General features: G+C 61.1%; 16 protein-coding genes. 8 read left to right on the top strand and 8 right to left on the bottom strand.

Annotation, left to right across the window (positions count from 1 at the left end; genetic code table 11):
• Nucleotides 1–239 precede the first annotated feature (239 nt).
• The 5 genes from ACZ5B4_RS02390 to ACZ5B4_RS02370 all read left to right on the top strand — a co-directional run bounded on the left by ACZ5B4_RS02390 (nucleotide 240) and on the right by ACZ5B4_RS02370 (nucleotide 7,889).
• Complete coding sequence (locus ACZ5B4_RS02390; RefSeq protein WP_464912845.1) at nucleotides 240–944, top strand: TetR/AcrR family transcriptional regulator; 705 nt, start codon at nucleotides 240–242, stop codon at nucleotides 942–944.
• A 143-nt stretch (nucleotides 945–1,087) separates the two neighbouring features.
• Complete coding sequence (locus ACZ5B4_RS02385; protein ID WP_464912844.1) at nucleotides 1,088–2,512, top strand: efflux RND transporter periplasmic adaptor subunit; 1,425 nt, start codon at nucleotides 1,088–1,090, stop codon at nucleotides 2,510–2,512.
• Nucleotides 2,509–6,054, top strand: a complete 3,546-nt coding sequence (locus tag ACZ5B4_RS02380; RefSeq protein ID WP_464912843.1) for an efflux RND transporter permease subunit — start codon at nucleotides 2,509–2,511, stop codon at nucleotides 6,052–6,054. Before ACZ5B4_RS02385 ends, ACZ5B4_RS02380 begins: the two co-directional genes overlap by 4 nt.
• Nucleotides 6,055–6,222: 168 nt before the next feature.
• A complete protein-coding gene (locus ACZ5B4_RS02375; protein WP_464912842.1) occupies nucleotides 6,223–7,143 on the top strand; it encodes a response regulator in 921 nt (306 codons plus the stop codon).
• Nucleotides 7,140–7,889 (top strand): anthranilate synthase component II, encoded by a 750-nt coding sequence (locus ACZ5B4_RS02370; protein WP_464912841.1) that lies wholly within the window; start codon nucleotides 7,140–7,142, stop codon nucleotides 7,887–7,889. The genes ACZ5B4_RS02375 and ACZ5B4_RS02370 overlap by 4 nt, the downstream gene beginning before the upstream one ends.
• Here the strand turns inward: ACZ5B4_RS02370 and dapA are convergent.
• Together dapA and ACZ5B4_RS02360 are read right to left on the bottom strand one after the other, a co-directional pair.
• Nucleotides 7,886–8,776 carry a 4-hydroxy-tetrahydrodipicolinate synthase gene (dapA, locus tag ACZ5B4_RS02365; protein ID WP_464912840.1) on the bottom strand — a complete coding sequence of 297 codons (891 nt, stop codon included), beginning with the start codon at nucleotides 8,774–8,776 and terminating at the stop codon, nucleotides 7,886–7,888. The two genes, ACZ5B4_RS02370 and dapA, sit on opposite strands and share 4 nt — an antisense overlap.
• A 103-nt stretch (nucleotides 8,777–8,879) precedes the next feature.
• A complete protein-coding gene (locus tag ACZ5B4_RS02360) occupies nucleotides 8,880–9,623 on the bottom strand; it encodes a pyridoxine 5'-phosphate synthase (protein WP_464912839.1) in 744 nt (247 codons plus the stop codon).
• Between the two features lie 430 nt (nucleotides 9,624–10,053).
• Between ACZ5B4_RS02360 and ACZ5B4_RS02355 the strand changes: the two genes are divergently transcribed.
• From ACZ5B4_RS02355 to accC, 3 genes are all read left to right on the top strand, one after another.
• Entirely contained in the window at nucleotides 10,054–11,160 is a 1,107-nt protein-coding gene (locus ACZ5B4_RS02355) for a M24 family metallopeptidase (RefSeq protein ID WP_464912838.1), read from the top strand.
• A gap of 82 nt (nucleotides 11,161–11,242) precedes the next feature.
• Nucleotides 11,243–11,821, top strand: a complete 579-nt coding sequence (accB, locus tag ACZ5B4_RS02350; RefSeq protein ID WP_464912837.1) for an acetyl-CoA carboxylase biotin carboxyl carrier protein — start codon at nucleotides 11,243–11,245, stop codon at nucleotides 11,819–11,821.
• 84 nt (nucleotides 11,822–11,905) lie between these two features.
• Entirely contained in the window at nucleotides 11,906–13,249 is a 1,344-nt protein-coding gene (gene accC, locus ACZ5B4_RS02345; RefSeq protein ID WP_464912836.1) for an acetyl-CoA carboxylase biotin carboxylase subunit, read from the top strand.
• 151 nt (nucleotides 13,250–13,400) lie between these two features.
• On the opposite strand, the gene yidD is transcribed toward accC, so the two are convergent.
• The 6 genes from yidD to ACZ5B4_RS02315 form a co-directional block, all read right to left on the bottom strand.
• Nucleotides 13,401–13,712 (bottom strand): membrane protein insertion efficiency factor YidD, encoded by a 312-nt coding sequence (gene yidD, locus ACZ5B4_RS02340; protein WP_464912835.1) that lies wholly within the window; start codon nucleotides 13,710–13,712, stop codon nucleotides 13,401–13,403.
• Between the two features lie 46 nt (nucleotides 13,713–13,758).
• Complete coding sequence (gene rnpA, locus ACZ5B4_RS02335) at nucleotides 13,759–14,244, bottom strand: ribonuclease P protein component (protein WP_464912834.1); 486 nt, start codon at nucleotides 14,242–14,244, stop codon at nucleotides 13,759–13,761.
• Nucleotides 14,238–15,242, bottom strand: a complete 1,005-nt coding sequence (locus ACZ5B4_RS02330; RefSeq protein ID WP_464912833.1) for a DnaJ C-terminal domain-containing protein — start codon at nucleotides 15,240–15,242, stop codon at nucleotides 14,238–14,240. The genes rnpA and ACZ5B4_RS02330 overlap by 7 nt, the downstream gene beginning before the upstream one ends.
• 334 nt (nucleotides 15,243–15,576) lie before the next feature.
• Complete coding sequence (locus ACZ5B4_RS02325; RefSeq protein WP_464912832.1) at nucleotides 15,577–16,533, bottom strand: DUF1559 family PulG-like putative transporter; 957 nt, start codon at nucleotides 16,531–16,533, stop codon at nucleotides 15,577–15,579.
• 112 nt (nucleotides 16,534–16,645) lie between these two features.
• Nucleotides 16,646–17,572 (bottom strand): 1-phosphofructokinase family hexose kinase, encoded by a 927-nt coding sequence (locus ACZ5B4_RS02320; protein WP_464912831.1) that lies wholly within the window; start codon nucleotides 17,570–17,572, stop codon nucleotides 16,646–16,648.
• On the bottom strand, nucleotides 17,569–18,771 hold the full coding sequence (locus ACZ5B4_RS02315; protein ID WP_464912830.1) for an iron-containing alcohol dehydrogenase: 1,203 nt from the start codon (nucleotides 18,769–18,771) through the stop codon (nucleotides 17,569–17,571). Before ACZ5B4_RS02315 ends, ACZ5B4_RS02320 begins: the two co-directional genes overlap by 4 nt.
• Between the last annotated feature and the right edge of the window lie 164 nt (nucleotides 18,772–18,935).

Here is an 18,935-nt window from a genome sequence, read left to right as displayed (position 1 = left end):
CCTTTCAGGCACCAAATCGGATACAGCGTGGCACTTCAGGCACAAATCGGGTGTATGGAATCAAGCGAACGCGGGATAGGGGGTTTGATCGCGCGCCGTTACCCGCCACCTCTCCCCACTGGGGACCGTTCTTCCAGCAATTCGAGCAGACATTGTAAAAAAACTTGCCACGCAAGCAGTTGTTTTATACAATCGTTTTAATCATTCATTTGCCCCATTTCAGGCCAAAGGAGGCGATTGTGGAAGATACGCGAGGTCGTCTCTTGCTGGCGGCGGGGGAACTGTTCGCGGAGCGCGGCTTTGATGGGGCAAGCGCGCGCGAAATCTGCGATCGCGCCGGGGTGAACGTCGCTGCGATCAATTACTACTTTGGCGGAAAAGAGGCTCTGTACGTCGAAGCGGTGAAGGCCGCCGCGCCGCTGTTTCGCGCAGAGGCGGTCTTCGATAGGCAAGAGCCTCCTCCGAATGAATGCGATCCCAAGCGGCTCTTGGCGGACTACATTCGGCTCATGTTGGAGCATATGATCGGGCAAGATACGCCGTCGTGGAAGATCAAGCTCATCATGCGCGAAATGCTGGATCCGACCCCCGCTTGTGAAGCGTTTTTTCATAAACACGTATTGAGCAATTTTCGTACGCTTCTCCGTATTCTGGAAAGGCTTTTGCCGGAGCAAGTCCCGGAACACCGCAAGTACCAGATCGCTCTGAGTATCGTCGGTCAGTGTACGCACTATCGCGCGGCGGGGCGGCTGCTGGAAAAGATCATCCCCGAGACGCTCCGGCCGCAGTTCACCGTCGAACACATCGTTCGACACATCACCGAATTCGTGTTTTCGGCCTTGGGTTTGACGCCCTCGTTTGTGGACCGCTGGCGCACGGGCGAATCGGATTGCCCTGAATGCGAGAAGGAGCCGGCACTGGGGCAAAGTGCGAAGACGGACTGAGATCACGGCGCCGTCCTCGGGGATTTTTGGCGATTCGGCCGTGGCGGCGTTCATCCGAACAAGATCGCAGGCGTCCCGCCGAACTTGCAAGTAGCTACTCGTTGGTCGGCTTTCAACATTTTCTTACCGCGAGACTTTGGCTTATGGCCAGTGCTACCGTCTACAGATCGGCCCTTTGGGAAACGCTGATCCAATACGGAGCTCCGCCGCTGATTCTGATATTAGGAGTCGCGGGGTTCTTGTTGCTGAAAAGCTTGCGGCAGCCGCCGGCCCGCGAGGAACCGCCCGCAACCCTACCCGCCGTGGAAGTAGCGGTGGTGAAGCCGCACGAGGCGGGCCTGGAGATTTCCGGCGACGGAATCGTGGTCCCGTATCGCGAAATCCAGGTGGCGGCGGAGGTGGACGGCCGCGTCGTTTTCAAGGCGCCGGAGTGCAAGGCCGGCACCTACGTTAAGCAGGGCACGCTCCTGCTATCGATCGAGAAACGCGATTTCGAGATCGAAGTGGAGCGATTGAAGGAGCAGTTCAAGCAGGCCGAGAACTCAGTCCAAGAGTTGGACGTCGAAATCGAAAACACCAGCCGACTGATCGAGCTGTCGCAAAGCGAACTTCAAATCGCGGCACGGGATTATCAACGTGCGGAGACCTTGTTCGGCAGCAACGCAATGACTCAGGCCGAATTGGACGCGGCCAAACGCAATTACATTACCGCTCAATCGGCCCTGATGAACCTGGAGAACCAGCTCCGTCTGAAACAGGCAACACGACAACGATTGGCTTCGGCCCGCGATCAGGCCGTCGTGCTATTGCAAAAGGCGGAGTTGGACCTGGCGCGCACGGATATTCGCGCCCCCGCCGACGGCGTCGTCGTACAGGACCTCGTGGAAGCCGATAGTTACGTCCGCAAAGGTAGCACCGTTCTGGTATTCGAGGATACGTCGAAGGCACAGGTCAAGTGCAGCCTGAGAGTGGACCAGTTGGCTTGGTTGTGGGCCGTGCTGCGGCGAAACGGCGACGCCGCCGCGGATGTGCAAACCACGGCCTACGCCGTACCCAAGGTGCCCGCGACGGTAGTCTATGAATCGAACGGTTTGCAATATGCCTGGTCGGGTATCCTCGACGGCTATGAGGGGCTGGGTCTGGATGAGCAGACGCGGATGGTCCCCTGTCGCGTCATGGTCGACAATCCCACGTCGGTCAGGATGTTGGCTAGCGCGGCCGCCGAGCGCCGTGCGGCGAGTGCCGTTCCGGATCGGGCACCCCCGGCTTTGTTGCGCGGGATGTATGTCTCGATCCGAATACACGTCTCTCCCGAGCAAAGCATCTTGCGTTTGCCGGCACGCGGCGTCCAACCGGGGGGCAAAGTTGCCCGCGTCCGCGACGGCCGCCTGCGTTTGGTTCCCGTCGAGGTTATTCAAACCTTGGGCGACGAAGCGATGGTCCTGGCTTCCACCGAGATTTTGAGGGCCGGCGACCGTGTGGCCGTCTCCCCCACCCCCTTCTTGGAAAACACGCCGATCGCTCGGACGGGCGAGGGAGTCCCTGTTCAGGAACAATTGATCCCATGAAGTCGCTCCTTTCCTGGTCGATTCGCAACACGCCCGCCATGAATACGCTGCTGGCGGCGATTCTCGTCGTGGGCACGTATTCGCTGCTGAATTTACGCCGCGAAGTCTTTCCGGATTTCAGCCTCGACATCATTCTGATTTCGGTGCCTTATCCCGGCGCCAGTCCCACCGAAGTCGAGGAGGGTATTTGTCAGAAGATCGAAGAGGCGGTGCGATCCGTCGCGGGAATCAAGAAGATCAACGCCGTGGCGCGGGAAGGCATGGGCTCCGTGATCCTGGAACTCTATTCCAGCGTTCGGGACCCTCAGCGGGTTTTGAACGAGGTGCGTGCCGAGGTGGACCGCATCCCCAGCTTCCCCCTCCTGGCCGAGGACCCGGAAATCAAGCAGATCACGATCCGTCGCGCGGCCATCACGATCGGCTTGATCGGCCCGGCGGAACAGGATCTGCAATCGGAAATCGCCCTTCGCGAATTGGCCGAGCAAATCCGCGATGAATTGATCGCCTTGCCGAACGTCAATCAGGCCGATCTGATGGGGGTGCGTCCGTACGAAATTTCCGTGGAGATTTCCGAAGGAACGCTCCGGAAATACGGGCTGACTTTGCAAGAGGTTGCCCAGATCATTCGCCGCGAGAACGTCGAGTTGCCGGGCGGCACGCTTCGCGGCGACTCGCAAGAGGTATTGCTGCGGGGGAAAAATAAAGGATTAACCGGCAAAGAGATCGCGGCGCTGCCGCTGATTACTCGGCCGGACGGGACCGTGCTCACGGTCGGCGAAGTCGCCCAGGTGGTGGACGGTTTTTCGGATGCTTCGGCCATCAGCCGCATCAACGGACGCCCGGGGATCGCCATCGTGGTGACCAGCACCTCGACCGAGGACTTGTTGCGCACCACCAAAGACGTACGAGAGTACTTGGCCGCGAAGAAGCTGCCGCCCGGCTACGAGCTGACGACTTGGGACGACGTCTCCGTTTACGTCCGCGACCGTTTGAACCTCCTCGCCAAGAACGGCTTACAGGGGCTTCTCATCGTTTTCATCCTGCTGGCTATCTTTTTGGAACTGCACCTGGCCTTCTGGGTGGCCTTGGGTATTCCCATTTCGCTGCTGGGCACTTGCATCGTTTTCGTCGGCACGGACCAAACGTTGAACATGATGTCGATGTTCGCGTTCCTGATGGCGCTGGGAATGTTGGTCGATGACGCCATTGTGATCGGCGAGAACGTCTACGTGCACCGCAACATGGGTAAAGGATTGATCCAAGCCGCGGTCGACGGAACGTATGAGGTCCTCCCCTCCATTTTTGCCGCCGTTATGACGACCGTCATCGCCTTCAGCCCCTTGTTCTTCGTACCCGGCATCATGGGAAAGTTCATCTGGCTCTTGCCCTTCGGAGTCGTATCGGCCCTGCTCGTTTCGTTGGTCGAGGCCCTTTTCATCCTGCCCTGCCACCTGGCACACGGTTCGGCGAACGAACGGCATCGCAGCAACGGGGGTGACGGCCGCGGTGCACAAGAGTATCGCGAGGATGATGCCGCAGGGAACGGCACCGCCCGTATGCGTCGCTTGGGTACGCTGATTTGGAGGGTGGCGGCCGTCGGGCTGCTGCTGGGCGGCTTGGCCTTGCTTCTCGGCGCCCCTCTGCCCTACGGAATCTCCTTGCAAATTTGGATCGTATCGGCCGTACTGCTCTTTCTGACCGTGGCGGCAACCTACCTGCCCCTCATCGAGAGATTCACCAATGCGGTCAACGATCGGGCGGACACCGCCTTGCGCTGGGTGATCGACCACGTCTATACGCCCTTCCTGGGCGCGGTCCTTCGTTTCCCCGTGGTTGCCGTCAGCGGCGCGATAGCCTTCCTCGTCACCTCGCTCGGTCTGGTCGTTTCCGGGATCATTCCCTTCGTGACCTTTCCGAAAACCGATGCCAACCTCATCGAGGCGTCCGTTTATTTCCCAGCCGGAACGCCGGAAATCGTGACCGATCACGCCACGCAAGTCATCGAGGAAGCGATGCGGCAGATCAACGATGAGTATATCCGGAACCACCCCGAGCACCCCAAGGGTTTGATCCAAACGACTTATCGCTTGGTCGGCGACGTGACGGTGAGCGCCTTACGTGTGGGGAATGAACTTCCGACGGGAAGCCACTCCGGCAAGGTTCAAGTGCAATTGGTAGATGTGACGGAGCGGGCGATCGACAGCCTGGCACTCGTCAACATGTGGCGTCAAAAGGCCAATGAATTGGGACGGCATTTCCCCGGAGCGGAAAGCGTGACCTTCGCCGGAGCGGCGATGGGCCCCGGCGGATCGCCGATCGAGTTCCGCCTGCTGGCCCCTCCCGCGAAGATGGCCGCCTTGGAAGAAGTCGTCGAACGCTGCAAGCAGAAATTGGCCGAGTACGACGGTGTTTTCGATATTCAGGACGACTCCCGCCCGGGCAAGTGGGAGTTCCAAATCAAGACTTTGGAGACGGGAAAGGCCCTGGGGGTTTCCCTGACGGATCTGGCGGGCGCGGTCCGGGCGGCCTATTACGGCGAAGAAGCGATGCGGCTGCAACGCGGACGACACGAAGTCAAATTGATGGTACGGTATCCGGAGCAAGAGCGCCGATCGTTGGCGCAATTCGGCGAAATGCGCGTTCGCGTCGATGGAGTCGAGCGCCCCATTCGCGAGCTGGCCGACGTCCGCGTGGAACGCGGTTATTCGCAGATCCACCGACTGGATCAATTACGGTCCATCAGCATCACCGCCGATGTTGACGAGAATCGTACCCACGCCCAGCAGGTCGTACAAGAGTTCAAGACGGATTTCCTGCCTCAACTCCTGTCCGACCCTAAATTCGCCGACATCCAGATCCGCTGGGAGGGCGCGCAGGAACAGACCAACGAATCGGTAACGGCCATGATTCGCGGGCTGCTGATTTCCCTGATCGGAATCTTCGCCCTGCTGACCTTCCAATTCCGGTCGTATTTCCAGCCTCTCATGATCATGGCGATCATCCCATTCGGCTTGGTCGGCGCCATCATCGGGCACCTCATCATGGGGATGCCTTTGACGCTGATGTCGATCTTTGCACTGGTGGCATTGACGGGGGTCTTGGTCAACGATTCGATCGTGCTCATAGACTTCATCAATTCCCGAGTCCGCGGCGGCATGCCCATCAAGATGGCGCTCTTGGAGTCCGGCAGACGCCGGTTGCGACCGGTGTTGTTGACGTCGCTGACCACCATCGGCGGACTGGCTCCCATCACGTTCGAAAAATCCGTGCAAGCGCAGTTTTTGATTCCCATGGCGGTCACGCTTTCCTTCGGTCTGGCGTTTTCCACGATCCTGGTGCTGTTCTTGGTGCCGACGTTGTATCTGATCTATTCCTGGTTCGTGCCGATACCGCGGGAGAGTGATGAATACGCCGTCGCCGACGACTCGCAAGAGGACTCTTGCGACGTAGCGGAGGCAGCGGCACCGGTCGAGAAAGAGAAAGAAGGAATCGAGGAGCCGCTAACCATCGGTTACTCTCTGCAAACCACGGACAGTCGCTGAACAGCTCACGCTGCGATCTCCGAGACGCTCCAAGGCTCAGCGCGCCGAGACCGCCGATCCGGCGGCCCACGGAAATCCTGGCATCGAACAAGAGTTCCCTGCGGCACTGGAAACCGCGGACCGCTTGGGCTATAAAAGCTGTCGGTCGATCATAGGAGGAAAGATGCCATGACTACGATCCTGGTGGTGGATGACTCGCCGGTTGATCGGAAGCTGGTGGGAACATTGCTGGAACACCGGTTCCCTTGGAAGATCGAGTACGCGGCAACCGGCACCGAAGCGCTGGCAAAGATGAAGCTGGTATTGCCGGATCTCGTAGTCACCGATTTGACGATGCCCGAAATGGACGGACTCGAGCTGGTCCGCGCCGTGCGGCAGCACTACTCCGAGGTACCGGTCATTCTGATGACGGCATATGGGACCGATACCTTGGCGCTGGAGGCCTTGGAACTCGGCGCCGCCAGCTACGTCCCCAAATCTCAACTGGCGGCCCGGTTGCCGGAAACGGCCGACAGCATTCTCCGTATCGCGGAGCAAAATCAAGAGCGCGAAAGGCTTTTGCAACGATTGGAACGCATTGAGTTTGATTTCGTGCTGGAAAACGAGCCGGAATTGATCCAGCCTTTGGTTTCGTTGGTGCAGCAGACATTGGCGGGAATGCAATTCACCGACTTTGCCGGCCGGTTACAGATGGGGGTTTCGCTGAAGGAAGCCGTCCTGAATGCGTTGTTCCACGGCAATCTTCAAATTACGCGGGATGAAATCGCCGCCGTTTCAGATCGACTGCTGGGGGAGGACGAGGTCAGCCTGGTCGATCAAAGACGGGCCCAGCCGGAGTTCCGCGACCGCAAGATCTATGTCCACGTGGAAATCGACCGTCGGCAAGCGAGATTTGTCGTCCGCGACGACGGTCCCGGTTTCGATGTGGCGAGGTACGCCGCGACAACCGGTGCCCCGCCCGAATTGGAGGAACATCGCGGGTTCTCCTTAATGCGCACGTTCATGGACGAAGTGCATTTCAACCCGCAAGGCAACGAGGTCACCCTCATCAAGCGGCGCGAAAAGCAGGAGGCGGAAAAGACGGCATGACGCTTCGGCCCACACGTACGGGTCGCACGCCGGACAAAAGGCCCCAAGCCTTCGAAGAACACCCCGTCCCGTTTGATGGGCTCAGTGCCGGCCGCGTCGCGGTTACCGACGGCCGAAAGAGGCCGCGTGTCTTGCTGGTGGACCATCAGGACAGTTTCGTCCATAATTTGGCCCGCTACTTCCAGCTTGTCGGCTGCGATGTGACCATCCGCCGGAGTTATGCCTTGGAGTCTGGCTGGGTACTGGAAGAGGGCTTTCGGGCGGTCATTCTTTCACCCGGCCCGCGCCGTCCCGCCGATGAACCGAACAGCCTCGCCCTGGTTCACCGGCTGGCGGGGAAAGTCCCGATGCTGGGCGTTTGTCTCGGGCATCAGATCATCGCCGAGGCATTCGGCGCCCAGGTTGTCGAATCGAATGACCCGTGTCACGGCCGCGGGACGTGGATCCGATACGTGCCGCACCCGTGTTTCGCCCGATTGCCGAATCCGTTCCAGGCGGGAAGATACCATTCGCTGTGCGTCGCACCGGACTCATTGCCGGACGACATCATCCCCCTTGCCTGGACCGACGACGGGACCGTGATGGCCATTTGCCATCGGCGCTGGGACGTCGTCGGCTGGCAATTCCACCCCGAGTCGATTCTGACCCCCGTGGGACTCAGGCTCATTCAGGCGTTCTTGCGCTATGCCGACGCGAAATCCCCGGTCGCACGCCCGTTCGCACACGGGAACGCTTCCTGCCGCTAATTCAGCAGCCCGAACGTCCGCAAGGTCCGCCGCAAACATTCCTCCTCTTCCTGCGAGAGCGGCGTCATGGGCAGCCGCAATTCACCCGTATCGCGTCCCAAGAGCCGCATGGCGGCCTTGATGGGAATCGGGTTGGTCGCCAAGCCCAACATGTCCCGCGCTAGGGGGAAAAGCTTCTTGTGAAGAGCCTGAGCCGTCGGGATATCCCCGCGGTCCCAGGCCGCGACGAGTTGCATCATTTCTCGCGGAACGATATTCCCAATCACGGAAATCACCCCGCGACCGCCGACCGAAAGAATGGGCAAGGTCAGACTATCGTCTCCGCTCAGCACGGTCAAATCGCTGCCGCAAGTGATTTGCGACACCTGGTCCAAGGAACCGGTAGCCTCCTTGACCATGGCAATATTCGGGATTTCAGCCAGGCGAAGGATTGTTTCCGGCTCGATATTCTTCCCAGTCCGTCCGGGGATGTTGTAGATGCAAATGGGGATATCCACCGCCTCGGCCAAGACTTTGAAATGCCGGTAGAAACCCTCCTGGGTGGGCTTGTTATAGTAGGGCGCAACGACGAGGGCGGCATCGGCCCCGACCTGGGCCGCCCAGCGGGTCAGCTCCAAGGCCTCTTGGGTGCTGTTGGAGCCGGTACCCGGCATGACTTTGACGCGTCCGGCGGCAGCCTTGATTACCGCGGCAATGACCTCGCGATGCTCGGGATGCGAAAGGGTCGGGGATTCGCCGGTCGTTCCCACGGGACACAAGCAGGTAGTGCCGGCTTGGACCTGGAACTCCACGTGCTCCTCCAACAAGGCATAGTCCACCTTTCCATCGCGGAAGGGGGTGACCATGGCGACTGAAAGACCGGCGAATTGTTCTGCGCGTGTGGCCATACGTCTCTCGTCAGACGGGCTGGAATGAGGATGGAATCAAAGTGGGATGGGCAAGGCCGACGAACACCCGCACCGGCGGTGGACACGGCCGCACCCTAGTTCGTCACGTCGCGGCCGCCGGAGAAGCGATTGCGGCGGACACCATCAATTGCTTCATTTCCCGCACGGCTTGGGTCATACCCACCAAGACGGCCCGAGCGACAATGCTGTGCCCGATATTTAACTCGTGCATATGCGGAATCGCCGCCACCGGCTGCACATTGCGATAGGTCAAACCGTGCCCCGCATGCAAGACCAAGCCGCGTTCGTGAACCAAAGCCGAAGCCGACCGCAGGACGGCCAACTCTTGTTCCGCGGCACGGCCCTTGGCGTTGGCGTATCCGCCGGTATGCAACTCGACGGCCTCGACGCCCAGCTCGGCGGCGGCTTCGATCTGATGCGGCTGCGCGTCGATGAACAAACTCACCTGGATACCGGCCTCCCGCAGCTTGCTCACAACTTCGCGGACGCGCTCCTTCTGTGCCGCCACGTCCAACCCGCCCTCGGTGGTGATCTCTTCTCGTTTTTCCGGGACGAGCGTGGCCTGGTCCGGTTTGACCTCCAGCGCGATCCGAAGAACTTCCGAAGCACACGCCATCTCCAGATTCAGCTTGACGGCGGTAGTCTCTCGAAGGATTCGCAAATCACGATCCTGAATATGCCGCCGATCCTCGCGCAAATGGAGTGTAATGCCGTCCGCTCCCCCCAATTCAGCAAGTACGGCCGCCGCTACGGGATCAGGCTCGTAGGTCCGTCTTGCCTGCCGGAGCGTCGCCACGTGGTCGATATTGACGCCTAATTGAATCATCGTCCCGTCATCAGCCGTACATGTTCGGCGCGGCGCCTTCCCGCAAAACGCCGGATAGTTTCTCTCCGCAACGTGCTCACGAACTCGTCCCGGCCGTCGCGTCCCCAAACCGGCGCCCGAGTGACAGCCTGTTGAACGGCTGGGTTGCCGGCTTTACGCTGACCGCCCCAAACATGGCCTCCAAAGGTACAGCGGTCTCCCGATGCTCCGATCTGGAAGGCTTTGCATCATTCTCAATATCTCCGGGCGATTATATCGGCATTGCGAAGTCGTGGAAAGAAACCCCGCAACCCCCCTCTGAAAGCCAGTGCGGTCGGCTCCTGAACTGAGGCTGCGGAGGGGCATGCCTCCCCCGAAACTTCCGTGTGACGTATGCTAACAGCATGGGCACGTCGCCCGCAGCCGTTCCGAGTCCGCGAATAGGTCCAATATGAAAAATCCCAACGAATACTTTCAGCTACGGCGAGATCGTCTTCGGCGCGTGCTGAAAAAGAACTCCTTGGCCGGTTTCCTGATAACCAAGCCTCAGAACGTGACCTACCTCACCGGGTTTAGCGGTGAGGACTCGTTTCTGCTGTTGTGGCACGACGGCGAGGTCTTGATCAGCGACTCGCGCTTCACATTGCAGATCGCCGAAGAGTGTCCGGGGCTGGAGGTCATCATCCGTCCCGGCGGCGTCGGCATCGTGAAGGCCGCGGCGCGAGCCGTCCGCCGCGCCAAGCTCTCCCGCGTGGGTTTCGAGGCCGCCCACTTGACGGTCGAAGCTCGCGAGGCGTTGGGGAATGAGTCCGGCAACGTGGAGTGGGTCTCCACGACGCATTGGGTGGAAGAGCTGCGAATCGTAAAGGACCCCGAGGAAATTGCAAGGATTCGCAAAGCCGCCGGCCAGGCGATGCGCGCTTTTTCGGCGGTTCGCGCTGGCCTGCGTCCCGATCACGACGAAAAACAGATCGCGGATCTCCTGGAGCACCAGATGCGGCTCCTCGGCGCACGCTGCGCGGCGTTTCCCACGATCGTCGCCGTCGGCCCGCGCGCGGCGTTGCCGCATGCCATCCCGGGACGCAGCCGCGTGGAGGAACATCCCATCCTCTTAATCGACTGGGGCGCGGACGAGGGCTGGTACAAGAGCGACTTGACCCGGGTTTTGGTGACCGGTAAAATCGGTCCCAAATTTGAGCGGCTGTACGAGCTTGTGTTGCGCGCTCAGGAAGCCGGGATCGCGGCGATCGGCCCGGGGGTGACGGCGGCCGAGGTCGATGCTGCGGCACGCAAGGTGATCGAAGAGGGGGGCTTTGGTCGGGCATTCGGTCACGGCTTGGGGCATGGTGTCGGCTTGGAAATCCACGAGGCCCCAAGCCTATCGGCAAAGTCCAAAACCGTTTTGAAGCCGGGGATGGTCGTGACCGTCGAACCGGGCGTTTACCTTCCGGGTTGGGGCGGAATAAGAATCGAGGATGACGTCCTCGTAACCCGCTCCGGGAGGGAAGTGCTCACCTCCACTCCAAAGTCATTGGAAGACATCTACATAAGCCCTTGATGGGGATCTCGGCAGGACGATTCGATCCCGTCGTTCGGAACGCTTTGATACTCTTTGACACTCTCGCCGCAATTGCCGAATCATGCACTCCGAGCCAACTGAAGAACCTATCGGTCGCCCGCAATCCGGCGGTCAAGACGTTTTCGACGTACGCCGTGTCCGCAAGCTGGTCGAATTGATGGAACGCCACGAGTTGGCGGAAATCGACTTGCGCGACGGCGATGTGCGAATCCGCTTGCGCAAGGGACGGCAACCGAGTTCGGCCGTCGGTGTTCCGCAAAGTGTCCCCATGCCGTTCGTTTTCCCGGTTTCTTCGCCGATCGCTCCGGCCGGCGAAGCGACGGCGGCTGCGCCCGCCGTGCGGCGGGAAGAGGACGAGAAGAAGCCCGAACCTTCCCCCGCCGCCCACGCCGATAATCTCCTTCTGATCCGCAGCCCGATGGTGGGAACCTTCTATTCGGCGCCGGACCCCGATTCGCCGCCTTACGTCAAGGTCGGCGACCACGTCGGCCCCGAGACGGTGGTCGGCATCGTCGAGGCGATGAAGGTCTTCAACGAGCTGCCGGCGGAGGTCTCGGGAAAGATCGTGGCCGTGCTGGTCGAGAACGGAGAGCCGGTGGAATACGGGCAGCCCTTGTTCAAAGTGGATCCGGCCGTTTAGCCCATCGCGTTTCCCGGAGTGTTTTACGGAGATCAAGCGGGCGGCGTTGTTTTTTCAGCCTCGACGGGTTCAGCGTGAGCCGGCATGTTCAAGCGCATACTGATTGCCAATCGCGGAGAAATCGCCCTGCGGATCATTCGTGCCTGTCGTGAGATGGGCATCGAGACGGTCGTGGTGTACAGCGAGGCGGACCGGGGCGCGGCCTATTTGGAGCTTGCGGACGAGGCGTACTGTATCGGGCCGGCCAAAGCTGCCGACAGCTATCTGCGTTTCGACCGCGTGATCAGCGCCGCGGAAGTCGGGAATGCTCAGGCGATCCACCCCGGCTACGGGTTCTTGGCCGAAAACGCTCATTTCGCGGAGGTTTGCCGTAGTTGCCAAATCGAGTTCATCGGCCCGCCGCACGAGGCGATGTCCATGCTCGGCGACAAGAACCGCGCCCGAGCGTTGGCGAGGGAAGCCGGCGTCCCCATCGTTCCCGGCAGCGACGGCGCGATCGAAAGCGAGACGGAGGCGCTGCGAGTCGCCAAAGACATCGGCTATCCGGTGCTGATCAAGGCGGCGGCGGGCGGCGGCGGCAAGGGAATGCGAATTGCCGTCAGCGAGAACGCCCTCAAATCCGCGCTGCAACAGGCCCAGCAAGAGGCCGAAGCCGCGTTCGGAAACGGGGCCGTGTACCTGGAAAAGTACGTCGAGCATCCGCGTCACGTCGAGGTTCAAGCGATCGCCGACCACTTCGGCAACGTGATCCATTTGTGGGAGCGCGATTGCACCACCCAACGCCGTCATCAAAAGTTGATCGAAGAAAGTCCGGCCCCCAACTTGCCGGATGAAGTCCGTCGGGCGATTTGCAACTCGGCCGTCCGAATCCTCAAAGCTGCAAACTACACGAATGCGGGTACGGTCGAGTTTCTTGTCGATCGGCAATTCAACTTCTATTTCATCGAAGTCAACGCCCGCATCCAGGTCGAGCACCCCGTCACGGAAATGGTCACGGGAATCGATCTCATTCAAACCCAGATCCGTGTTGCGGCGGGGGAACCCTTGCCGTTCAAGCAAGAGGATGTCGAACACCGCGGTTGCGCCATCGAATGCCGCATCAACGCCGAGGACCCGGCCAACAAGTTCCGGCCGTCCGCCGGCCGCATCGACCGCATGTTCGTGCCCGGGGGACCGGGTGTGCGTTTCGATTCCCACGCCTATCCCGGCTACGTCGTGTCGCCTCACTACGACTCCATGATCGGCAAGCTCATCGTGCATCGACGCACGCGCTCGGAAGCGATCGCCTGCATGAAGCGCGCCTTATCCGAGCTGCGCATCGAAGGCATCAAGACCACGGTACCGTTGCACATGGAGATTCTCTCTCACCCGGTCTTTACCGAGGCTCGGGCCGATACCACGTTCGTCGAGCGCACGTGGGCGGGCTGAGGGGAGCTTCACGGCCGTGCGCTGCGCCCGCCGTGCAAACCGCCGGGTGGCCGACAGTCTCTTGGGGATAACCGCCGTTGCCGCATCCCGATGAGGGAAACGCTGTTGGGCCGGAATGGCGCGAAAAGAAGCGTGTTTGCGACGTCGGAGTCTAGGGTGGATCGAATCCGCCACGGCACAGCGGCTGGCAACAGGCAATGCGAATCGCCCCTAGCGCGCAGCCGATCAGGACTCCGTAACGGCTGACGGCTGAGTATGTGTAGGCGGAGCATGTGGGGTGAAAGCGACAAGCCCTTCCCACGAGCGGACTCAAAGCGATTTGATAAGCCTTGATGGCCCCGAGAATGGGTATGGCCGCCACGCGGTCCATCAGCCACACCGCGAAGAGAATCGCGGTGAGCATCACGGCTATCGTCCAAACAGCCACGCGTCCCACGCCGGAAATCACAGTCTGTCGCCTCATTCCGCCCCGTCGTTCATGGAGCACCAAGGTTTCGCCGCGGCCGAAATCATGGCTGAGCGCATTCGCCCCCGCCCTTGCGGGTTGCTGATGCCGCCGTTCGACGCAGCCTGTCGCTTAACCTTCGGATAAGTCCGGGAAATTCGCGCGCCATAGTCGCGAAGTCCGGTTCGGCGTCTCGACGCGGGATCATCACCAGATCGATCCCGGCCTGGATGCGGGCGCGATTCAAACGAAAAACCTCCCGCATAAGACGCTTCCAACGGTTGCGGACGACGCTCTTACCGCACTTCCTCGATACCGAAAGCCCGAGCCGAGGAAAGCCGTATTGGTTTTCGCAAGCGTAAATAATCAGGCAGCTTCCCGAGGCGGAGCACTTCCTTGCGAAGACCCGATCGAATTCGCGGCGTTTGCGGAGTCTCAGGATCTTTGGGAAGCTTCGATCGCCCGGATCCGGCGGACGGGGCACGCCGTTCGATTGCACCTCGGTCTGCTCACCGCGGCCTTTACGCCCCGGGGTGTCTCGCGTCACCATCGCAAATCAGCGCGGGGACTGCGGCGGTATCCCCTCCCCAAATCCTGAATCGCCAGCCGCTCGGTTTCGGTAAGGGCATCGACCTGGTCCGGGGAGACGATCTGGATTTCCGCGTACAAATCTCCCGACTCCCCATCCTTGGTCCTAATCCCGTGGCCGGGCACGCGCAGGCGCTTTCCGGTGGACGTTCCGGGCGGAACCTTGACGCTGATCGTGCCGTGCGGCGTGGGTACGTCGACCTTGGCGCCCAAGACGGCCTCGGGGATGGTGATCGGTAGCTTCAGGTACAGGTCTTTTCCCTTTCGCTCGAAATGCGGGTGCGGCGTCACGTGGACGGTCAAGAATAAATCGCCGGGCGGTCCGCCGGGCGTGGCCGTGGCGCCCTGCCCTCGCAACCGAATACGTTTGCCGTCCTCGATTCCCGCCGGAATCTTTACTGCAACCGAATCGCGGCGACCGTCCGGCCTCCCGATGACAAGCGGAATTTCTCCGCCCTCGATGGCCGTTTTGAAGGGAATGGTGATCTCCTGAAACAGATCGATTCCCCGAGTTGAACCGGTCCTAGTGCGACGTGATCCGGTGCGGCTTTGCTGCGCGCGGCCGAGGTTGGAGAAAATGTCGCCCAGCCCACCGACGCCGATATCGTCCGCGTATTCGCCTCCCCCGAAGAATCTCGCCAAATCATTCCAGTCGTCGAAGGTGAAATTCGCCGTTCCTCCCCGCTCATTGCCGGCCCATTCCTGCCCCGCCCCTTGAAACGAACTCCCATAGCGATCATACATCTCTCGCTTCTTGGGATCGTTCAACACCTCGAACGCCTCTTGCACCTCCTGGAACTTCTTTTTAGCGTCTTTATCTTTGGGGTTGAGATCGGGGTGGTATTTCCGGGCCAATTCGCGATAGGCCTTCTGAATATCCGCTTGAGACGCGTCGCGCGACACTCCCAGAACTTGGTAGTAATCACGGGCCATGCGAGTGTTCTTGAATACTCCCACCATACCGGCGTTCTCGAACTCCCTAGCAAATCCAGCTTTTCATTATGGCAAGTTTCGAGCTTCACACAAATCCCCATGAAACCCCAGAAACCTGCCAAAATGGCACAAATCGGCCATCCCGGAACTCGGTCAGGCGATCGGTTGCAACTACCATTCCATCAACCCCGCCGCCTCAGGGATTAGGAGAGGGCAGACGCGGAGCAGGCTGACCACGGGCTTCGGAGCAGGCTGCTCAAGGGTTTGGGATGCCTCCTTGGAAGCGTCAACCGTGGGCTGACTGCCCCCGGGGAAGATGCCGTCGGGTAGCGATTTCCACGGTCCGAACGCCGCGGACGGGTCAGTATCCCTGAACCACTTTGCCGTCGGAGATCGCGCTGAGATAAACGAACGTATCGCGGTCGATGTTCTGGCTGATGGGGCGGCAGGAACCGTCCACCATGGCGAACTGCACCACGCCTGGGTGACGACTGGTGAATTGGAACCAACCCGTCTTGCCTTGGGCGTCGGCCGCCAGTCCCCATGCCGCCGCCATGACGCCGCAGCCGAACCATCCGTAGGAGCGCTGGGGTATCTCGGTTCCGCCCATGGCCTCGCCGAAGAGCAGCGAGTTGCTGGAGCCGTCGGCCACCGTTGCAAAGGATTCGTGGGATCGATTCCAGAAGACGCCGCGGAAGACGTCGGAACTGGCGACGCCCGTCACGCCCATGTAGCCGCCGCTTCCCAAATAATTGGTGCGTCCCAAGGCGGCCCCGCTCCCATCGGAAAAGCTTGCTCCCACCAAGCTAACATGGGGAGCGACATGGTGAAAATGCAGCAGGGCTATGGCGTCGGGGGCGGAGCGGGCGAAATCGGAAGGGCAAAGGAGGAGCGGCGGCTGGATTTTGGCCGCCTCCCACCCCGACGGCCGCTGCCAGTAGCCCGCCCCACTCCTGCTTTCGTCGTAAAGAGACACGCCCCCGAAATCGGCGGCATCGGCGTCGCTCGCTCTCCGCAGGTTCTCTTGCTCGGTGTAGCTTAACAGGAAGCCGTGGACCGTGGCCCACTGACCGGGATAGGGCGGTACCGCGGCTTGCGGTAAGGGCCCTAAATATCCGGGCGGAAAGGCTTTGTATACGTCGTGGAAATTGTGCGCGGCGATGGCCAACTGTTTCAGGTTGTTCAAACATTGGCCGCGGCGGGCGGACTCTCGTGCCATCTGCACGGCCGGCAAGAGCAAGGCGATCAGCAAACCAATGATCGCAATGACCACCAGCAATTCGACGATGGTGAACCCAGGACGCTGGGTAGGTGCCATAGGAATTCCCCGTGGTTTTCACGGACGAGCCTGGTTCCAGTCCCGCCCTTGCCACCCCGTCAGCCTCCATCATAGAACGAGGTTGCCGCCGCAAACAAGTTTGCCGCAGGGGTCACCGGATTCGAACGGCGAGAATCCCCTCCGCACGGTTTTGCACCCAGACCGGATCCAGACGACAGGGAAGCAAGGCGCGGAGATTGTCTTGGGCCGCGGCCACGCCGAGGCGGACGGCGTCGGGCACCGAGAATCCGGCTTGAACCGCCCACGCCAAAGCCCCCGCCAGGGCATCCCCGCAGCCGATCGGATTTACGACAGCCTCCGCGGCAGGCGGATCGTATCGATAGACTTCGCACTCCGAAGCCAGCCATACCGCGGAGGAGCCTTGCGATACCAGCGTCCACGCCGCGCCGCGGCGACACAGGTCTTGCATTCCGCAGACCAGCTCTCGGTCATCACGAAATCGGCATCCCAGGGTCGCTTCCAATTCCGCCCGATTCGGCTTGACCAGGAACGGTCGGAGGGGCAAGACCGCGATCAGACCCGGGCCGCGAAAATCCGCGATAACGGAAGCCGGGCATGACGCAAGCAACTCCCGATACGTTTCAGGCGGCATACCGCGCGGCAGCGATCCGCTGAAAACCAGAATGTCGGCCCTATTCCACCACTTGCGGAGGCGATCCGCGAAATCGGCCAACTCGGAAGGGGAGAGCGTCGCCGACTCTTCCACAAGCTCGGTGACCCGGCTGCTCGCCCGTTCGATTACCGTCACGCAAGTCCTGGTCGGAGCGGCCGTGGCGACGCAGTCGCAGTCCACGTTGAGGCCCGCCATTTCGCGTTCCACGTTGTCGCGGACGTTCGGCCCGATCGGCATGATTGCCGTGACGCTGCCGCCCAAGGAACGCGCCGCGACGGCGGTGTTCGTCACCTTCCCGGAGAGGCATTCGATAACCTGTTCCGCACGATTGACTTCGCCGGGCGTCACGCGATCGAACACCATGATCCGTTGCCAAGCCGGTGTCAGTCCCGCCGCGATGATCACAATATGCCCTCCAGGACGGCCAAAACGTCCTCTTGCGATGCCTCGCGCGGGTTGCCGCTCATGCTGCTGCCGGACGAGCCGGCCGCGATAGCCGGCAAGCGGTCGGCCGACACGCCCACTTCCGACAGTCGCCGCGGAATCTTCCACTCGCTCAGCAGTTCCGCAATGGCCTCCAGAAGCCGATCGACCTGTTCCTTTTCCGGCATGGAGGCTGGCAAATCGAGTACACGGCGAGCGAGCTGGGCCATCCGCGCTGCTTCGGTGGCGCGATTGAACTCGAGGGTGGGTAACAACATCAGGGCGCAAGCCAATCCGTGCGGCAGGCCGACCTGCACGCCGAGCGCAGCGGCGATTCCGTGGGCCATGCCCAGTCCGGAATTGGCCAAACAGATGCCGGAAACCAAAGCGGCGTAGGCCATGGTCTCCCGTGCCGCCTGATCCCCCTCATCCCGGGCGAGTTTTCGCAGGGCTGGAATGGCGGAACGCAGTGCCGACTCGGCCAAAGCCTCGGGAAGCGGTGCGCGCCGGCGACTCAAGTAACTCTCCATCAGTTGCGTGATCGCATCCATGCCGGAGTAGGCCGTCACGTGCCGCGGAGCCGAGGCGGTCAATTCGGCGTCGACGATCGCCAAGGCGGGCAGTATGCGGTCGTCACGGAGGCTCTTCTTAAAGGGCGGTTCGAGGCTGGAGATCACGGCGTTCTTCGTGGCCTCCGTACCCGTCCCCGCGGTAGTCGGCATCGCTATTACGGGCAGGCACGGCCGGCAAAGTCGAAGCCCCCGACCCACGCCTTCGAGGTAGTCGCGAATGGAGTCGCCTTCCGGGTGCGTGAGGCGTGCCGAAACAGCCTTGGCCAAGTCGATAGCCGCCCCCCCGCCCAGGGCGAGAATGACCGCATCCCCCAAATCCGCCGATCCCCGCCACCGTTGGGCCAACTCATCGACGTCCGCGACCTGAGGCTCTCGATGAATCTCAGCCGTGTCGGCAACGACGCACCCGCTCAGCCGAACCGACTCGGCGATTTCCTCAACCATGCCGGACCGAAGCAAAGTCCGAGAACCCACCAGCAAGAAGCATTGCCGACCCAGCGAGGGAAGATAGCGCGGCAACTCGCGACGACGCTCCCATCCGAAGACGATCTTCCGGGTAGTCGCGAAATCAAAAGGCGGCAAGCACTCCGACGGTCGCCCCCGTGACATCGTTTGGGATCCCTTGCTCTGGGAGAAAAGCCTTTTTGTGCGCCGGAGCGACGCTCGTCGCTCTTACAACCGTTTCGGGCTGCCATCGTCTTACGCGGGCGGCAGCCGGAACGCGGCGCCCAACTCGATCTATTGAAGGCCTTCCGAGGCCGTCATGCAAGCTG

It is taken from the genome of Thermogutta hypogea, from assembly GCF_055386265.1.
This window is presented reverse-complemented; position numbering and strand designations above follow the sequence as displayed.